The 4900-nt window shown below is 47.3% G+C and carries 5 protein-coding genes; 2 read left to right on the top strand and 3 right to left on the bottom strand.

Features of this window, described 5'->3' with window-relative positions:
* Positions 1–206: 206 nt before the first annotated feature.
* The gene (locus tag LAT75_RS15200) at positions 207–488 is read left to right on the top strand and encodes a DUF1778 domain-containing protein (protein ID WP_291483623.1); all 282 of its coding nucleotides are present in this window, start codon (positions 207–209) and stop codon (positions 486–488) included.
* Positions 485–985 (top strand): GNAT family N-acetyltransferase, encoded by a 501-nt coding sequence (locus LAT75_RS15195; protein ID WP_291483621.1) that lies wholly within the window; start codon positions 485–487, stop codon positions 983–985. Before LAT75_RS15200 ends, LAT75_RS15195 begins: the two co-directional genes overlap by 4 nt.
* A gap of 44 nt (positions 986–1029) precedes the next feature.
* Here the strand turns inward: LAT75_RS15195 and LAT75_RS15190 are convergent, their stop codons facing one another.
* From LAT75_RS15190 to LAT75_RS15180, 3 genes are all read right to left on the bottom strand, one after another.
* Positions 1030–2145 carry an aminopeptidase gene (locus LAT75_RS15190; protein ID WP_291483619.1) on the bottom strand — a complete coding sequence of 372 codons (1116 nt, stop codon included), beginning with the start codon at positions 2143–2145 and terminating at the stop codon, positions 1030–1032.
* Between the two features lie 182 nt (positions 2146–2327).
* A complete protein-coding gene (locus tag LAT75_RS15185; RefSeq protein WP_291483617.1) occupies positions 2328–2765 on the bottom strand; it encodes a DUF4625 domain-containing protein in 438 nt (145 codons plus the stop codon).
* A gap of 64 nt (positions 2766–2829) precedes the next feature.
* Positions 2830–4539: an amidohydrolase gene (locus LAT75_RS15180; protein WP_291483616.1), complete on the bottom strand. Its 1710-nt coding sequence runs from the start codon at positions 4537–4539 to the stop codon at positions 2830–2832.
* Positions 4540–4900 lie beyond the last annotated feature (361 nt).

The following is a 4900-nucleotide window of genomic DNA, read 5'->3' as shown; positions in this document are numbered from 1 at the left end:
TAACGAGTCCGGAGCTGATTGCGGAAATCGAAAAAGACGGGATTCTTTTTTATGAAAGGGAAAGCAGTCCGGGCAGCTGAGGGGCGAGCTTGGTCATCCTTCACCCTTCAAAAAAACATCGGGATTTAGCTCGCTTCAGGAAAAAATCAAAAATTGTGCGTACATTATACGTACAATTTTTTGTCAATTCCTCACTCAGTAAAGCCATGAATACAGCATCAACCGAGCGCATCAATGCGAGGGTGCCGCAGGAGCAGAAGCGTCATTTTGAACATGCGGCGCAGCTGGGCGGATTTCGGACGCTGACCGATTTTATTCTCGATGCCGCGCAGCAAAAAGCAGATGCCATTATCCGTGAGCATCAAACCGTTCTGGCCTCAGAAAAAGACCGGCAGATTTTTTTTCAGGAAATCACGAGTCCTGCTGAACCTAACGAAATGCTGCGAAAAGCAGCGGAGCGTTATCACGAAAAAGCCAAGCAGCCGTGAGCTACCTTACGGAGTTGCTGCATTCCGGGCACCTCAAATCGCAGTTCGACTGCGGACAGCCCCTGCTTACCCAATATCTTCGCAGGCAGGCCGGGCAAGATGTGAAACGACAGCTCGCAGCCTGCTTCGTAATTTGTAACGAGCGCGGTGAGGTGAAGGGCTACTACACCTTATCGAGTGCCGGAATTGAAAGAAAATTCCTGCCGGAAGAGCTTCGCAAAAAGTTTCCGCCGTCTTATCAAAATCTGCCCGTTACCCTGCTCGGGAGGCTGGCGCGTGACCTGAACTACCCGGGCGAGCGGCTGGGCGAGCTGCTGCTCATCGACGCCCTGAAAAGAAGCTATGAAGCATCCGTCCAAATCGGTTCTATCGCCGTAATCGTTGATCCGATTGATGATACCGCCCGCAAATTTTATCTGAGGTACGGCTTCATCGGGCTTCCTGACAGCGGAAAGATGTTTTTGCCTATGAAGACCATTGGCAAACTGTTTGTTTAGGAAGAAGCAGGCCGTAAACCGGAGTCAGCTTTTCGTCCTAAATCTCATCCTTCCCCCTTCAAAAAAACATCGGGGTTCAGCCCTTTCAGATCGTCGGTCACGAACAGGCGGCCCTTGCGGATGAGCGCATCATCGAGGTACACATCGGCGCCGATGCACACCAGATCCCAGTGTACGGCGCTGTCGTTGCCGTTGGCCGCGATCTCGTAATCCTGACCCAGGGTGAGGTGGTTTGAGCCGTAAATTTTCTCATCAAACAAAATATCATACATCGGCTTCTCAATCACGGGATTGGTACCGAAGCTGAACTCTCCGAAGCGCCGCGCGCCGGCATCGGTATCCAGAATGGCCCGGAGTGCATCATTGTCGGAGCTGTCGAAATCGGTCACCAGGCCGTCTTTCACCCGAAGTTTCACAAATTCAAACGGCTTGCCCTGATACACCGAGGGCGCGTAGGTAATTTCGCCGTTCACGCTCTCCAGAATGGGGGAGGTAAACAGCTCGCCGTCCGGGATGTTGCGCTCCCCGAAGCAGGGAATCCAGTTCTGACCCTTCACCGAAAACCGGATATCGGTGCCCTCGCCCTGCAGGCGGATCTCGTCGGTGCTGCGCAGCCGGGCCTCGAGCGGGAGCATGGCCTCGCGCAGTCTGGCGTAATCGAGCAGACAGGCACGGTAGTAGAATTCGGCGAATTCGCGGGTCGGCATCTTTGCGTTCATCGCAAAAGCGGGGGAGGGGTAGCGCAGAATCACCCACTTGGTGTTGTTCACGCGCTCCTCAAAATGCACGGGCTTCAGGAAATGATCGCCGTAGGCCTTGTTTTGGGCCGCGCTCACACGGCTGTTCTCGTAAATATTCTCTGAGGCGCGGATGCCCACAAACGCATCCATCTGCTTCATAAGCGGCAGCTGATCGGCGGTGGCCTGCAACTTCCAGAAGGCTTCATCCCCGGTTTCGAGCAGGGTGCGGTTTATTTCGGTATCCTCGATGCGTATGAAAGGATTTGCGCCCAGGGCACGCGCCTGCGCCACAAGTGCCCGCACCAGACCAATGCCGTTCAGCCCCACAAGCTGAATCATGATGTTTTCGCCGGGCTTGAGCGCACAGCTGTGTGAAAGGAGGTTTTCGGCAAGAAGGGTGTCCTGAGCAGAATAAAGCATGGTATGTCTCTCTTTTAGTAATGAATGTTTTGTTTCGGTGGAAGGCCTCACAGCCCTGATCCGGCTGCCTGACCAAGAGCCGCCCCGCTAATTTAAGCGCATAAGGGGGATGTGGCAAATTTTGAAGGGGGAAAGCACAGGCGAGGAAACAATTTCATTTTACCTTTTTTGCAGCACAATGACTAGTCAGACGTAATCTGAATCAGAACACTATTGTTATCTACATTTCCGGCTTTATCATACAGAAAAATGTCCAATTTATAGATCCCTGTGCGGGTATTCTCAGGTACCTGAATATGCCATGAAACCGTCTGTAGGTTTGTATTTTCAATTTCTCCTGTTCCATCAAGCTCCCAAGCAGGTTCATCCGGATTATCGGATACGTTTGAAGGAACATCGTGCCATCTTACCTCATAGGTATAATTACCCAGTTCAACAAAGTCTTGCATGGTTGTTACCACTAAAAATCTCTCTCCAAACGGAAAACTCTGATTCTGAGAAGGTTGTAAGATTACAAGCTTTGGTGCTTGCGTATCTACGAGGTTATTTTTACAGCTTACAAAAGACATAGTAGCGATAAAAATGACAAAAAGAGGAATTAAGTGAAATGTATTACTCATATTGTTTTAAATAAAGATTAATTTTAATGTTATATATTAGTTGAATATGTTGTGTGGAAAATGTTCAATATAGTTGGAAAATACTTAGACCATCCTTGATGGTTTCAACAACTATAATATCCTTTATATCCTGTGGATCAACTTTAAGGGGATTCCTGTCTAAGATTACCAAATCAGCACGTTTTCCTGCTTCAAGCGATCCTTTTGTATCTTCTTCAAAATGTTGAAATGCAGACCATATTGTAATGGCCTGAAGTGCTTCGTAAGGTGTTAAACGCTCCGATTCTCCAATCACTTCTCCTGAACGGGATGTACGCTCAACAGCTGTCCAAACCACGCGCATCAGATTAGGTAAGGCTACAGGCGCATCGGTATGAATAGTGACATGTAAGCCTTTATTCAAAGCTGTTCTCACAGGGCTGATTCTGTTTCCCAAAGAGTCGCCAATAATTTCTTTGTGCCAATCGCCCCAATAGAAGGTGTGTAGCGGAAATAATGAGGCAATTACATTTAGCTCCTTTAAAGCATCCAATTGATCATCCCTCACATATTGACCGTGGATGAGTACATTTCTGCGATCTTCATTGCCATATTTTTCCGCAACAGGCGCAATAGTGCGAATCATTTGATCAATGGCAGCATCACCATTTGCATGTGTAAGAATTTGCCAGTTATTTTTAAAGGCTAATTCAAATAAAGCTATTACATCTTCATCATTCGGTATAGCCGGATACCCTGCATAATCGCTGCCGGCCCCATGAGGCGGAATTAAATACGGTTGAGTTCTCCAGGCTGTTCGTCCTTGTGGCGAACCATCTAAGGTTAGTTTTAAACCACCAATACGATAGTTGTTTTTATACTCTTTACTGTACCAATCGGTATCCATAAGATGAGCAAATGCATAATCTATATGGGAAATAATATCCAGTTTCCAAAATCCCAGTTCAGCAAAAGCTGCCAGCAAATCATGCTGTTCCATTGCACGGCCTTCCTGAATAGTTGTATATCCATAAGACAAAGCCATATCCTGACCGGCTTTCATGAACTCAAAAAGAGCCTCTTCTGAAGCTGGTGTTAGCACGCGTGAATATGCGGGTATTGCCGCCAGTTCTTCCAAAACGCCATTTGGTTCACGACTATCGGGCATACGTCTGATAATTCCGCCATCCGGATCTTCTGTTTCAGCCGTAATACCAATCATTTCGAGCCCTTTTGAATTCAGGGATGCAAAATGACCGGAAATATGAATTATCAAAACAGGATGTTCGGTAGATACTTTATCCAGATCTTCTTTGGTGGGGAATCGCTTTTCCTCTAAAACAGAATCATCAAAACCAATTCCAAATATCCAGCCGGTAAGAGCTCTGTTTTCGGGGGTGTTCCATTCATTTAAAATTTCAATGAGGGCAGAAATATTATGAGCACCTGCATCAGGCGGGGGTAAAATCTGAGCCCCTATTGCCTGAGCAGAAAAACCGGCAAAATGTGCATGACCATCAATAAAGCCAGGTAGTAACGTTTTTCCTTGAAGGTTTATCAATTGATGATTTCCCCCCGCGATTTCCATTGCATCGTCGTAAGTCCCTGCAAATTCGATGAGCCCGTTTCTTACTACCAATGCATCTACATATTCCGGTGTATCACCGGCCATAGTAATAATATCGCCCCCATAATAGATGGTTGCAATATTCTTAGAGCCATCACTTTCGAATCCATTGCAGGAAAAGAAAAAGAGTGCGATCGTACTTAGTAATGCCATTTTAATGGTATTCATGACTTTTGTTTAAATGTATGTTTTGATTTAGCTTAGAACCAAAGAATATGCTTGACAGCAGCTTTGGCAACAGGTCCATGTTGCGGCGAACTCCGCAAAAGGCAGCGCATTAGTGCAGACTTTCTGTTTCCAAAAGGCACCCGGGATTAACTGATCGTGTGACTGCCAGGCAACCAGTTTAGGCGCGATGACGGTCCCTAAGCAGCAAACGGTACCGGAGGAAAAGCTTGCCGTTGCCCGGCAGTTCGCTCAGGATATCCACCTCTTTGGTCATGATTGAAGCATTTCCGGCAGCCCGTGCATCCCTGATTTTAATTGGTACATAGTGCTACCCGAGACTCTTCCGGATTGATGACCTTAC

Origin of the sequence: Cyclonatronum sp., assembly GCF_022565315.1 — a bacterium.
In the GTDB taxonomy this organism is placed as follows: domain Bacteria; phylum Bacteroidota; class Rhodothermia; order Balneolales; family Cyclonatronaceae; genus Cyclonatronum.
This window is presented reverse-complemented; position numbering and strand designations above follow the sequence as displayed.

Coding starts and splice junctions, on each gene's coding strand:
- LAT75_RS15190 (WP_291483619.1), bottom strand. CDS start 2,145: ATGCTTTATTCTGCTCAGGACACCCTTCTTGCCGAAAACCTCCTTTCA.
- LAT75_RS15200 (WP_291483623.1), top strand. CDS start 207: ATGAATACAGCATCAACCGAGCGCATCAATGCGAGGGTGCCGCAGGAG.
- LAT75_RS15180 (WP_291483616.1), bottom strand. CDS start 4,539: ATGAATACCATTAAAATGGCATTACTAAGTACGATCGCACTCTTTTTC.
- LAT75_RS15185 (WP_291483617.1), bottom strand. CDS start 2,765: ATGAGTAATACATTTCACTTAATTCCTCTTTTTGTCATTTTTATCGCT.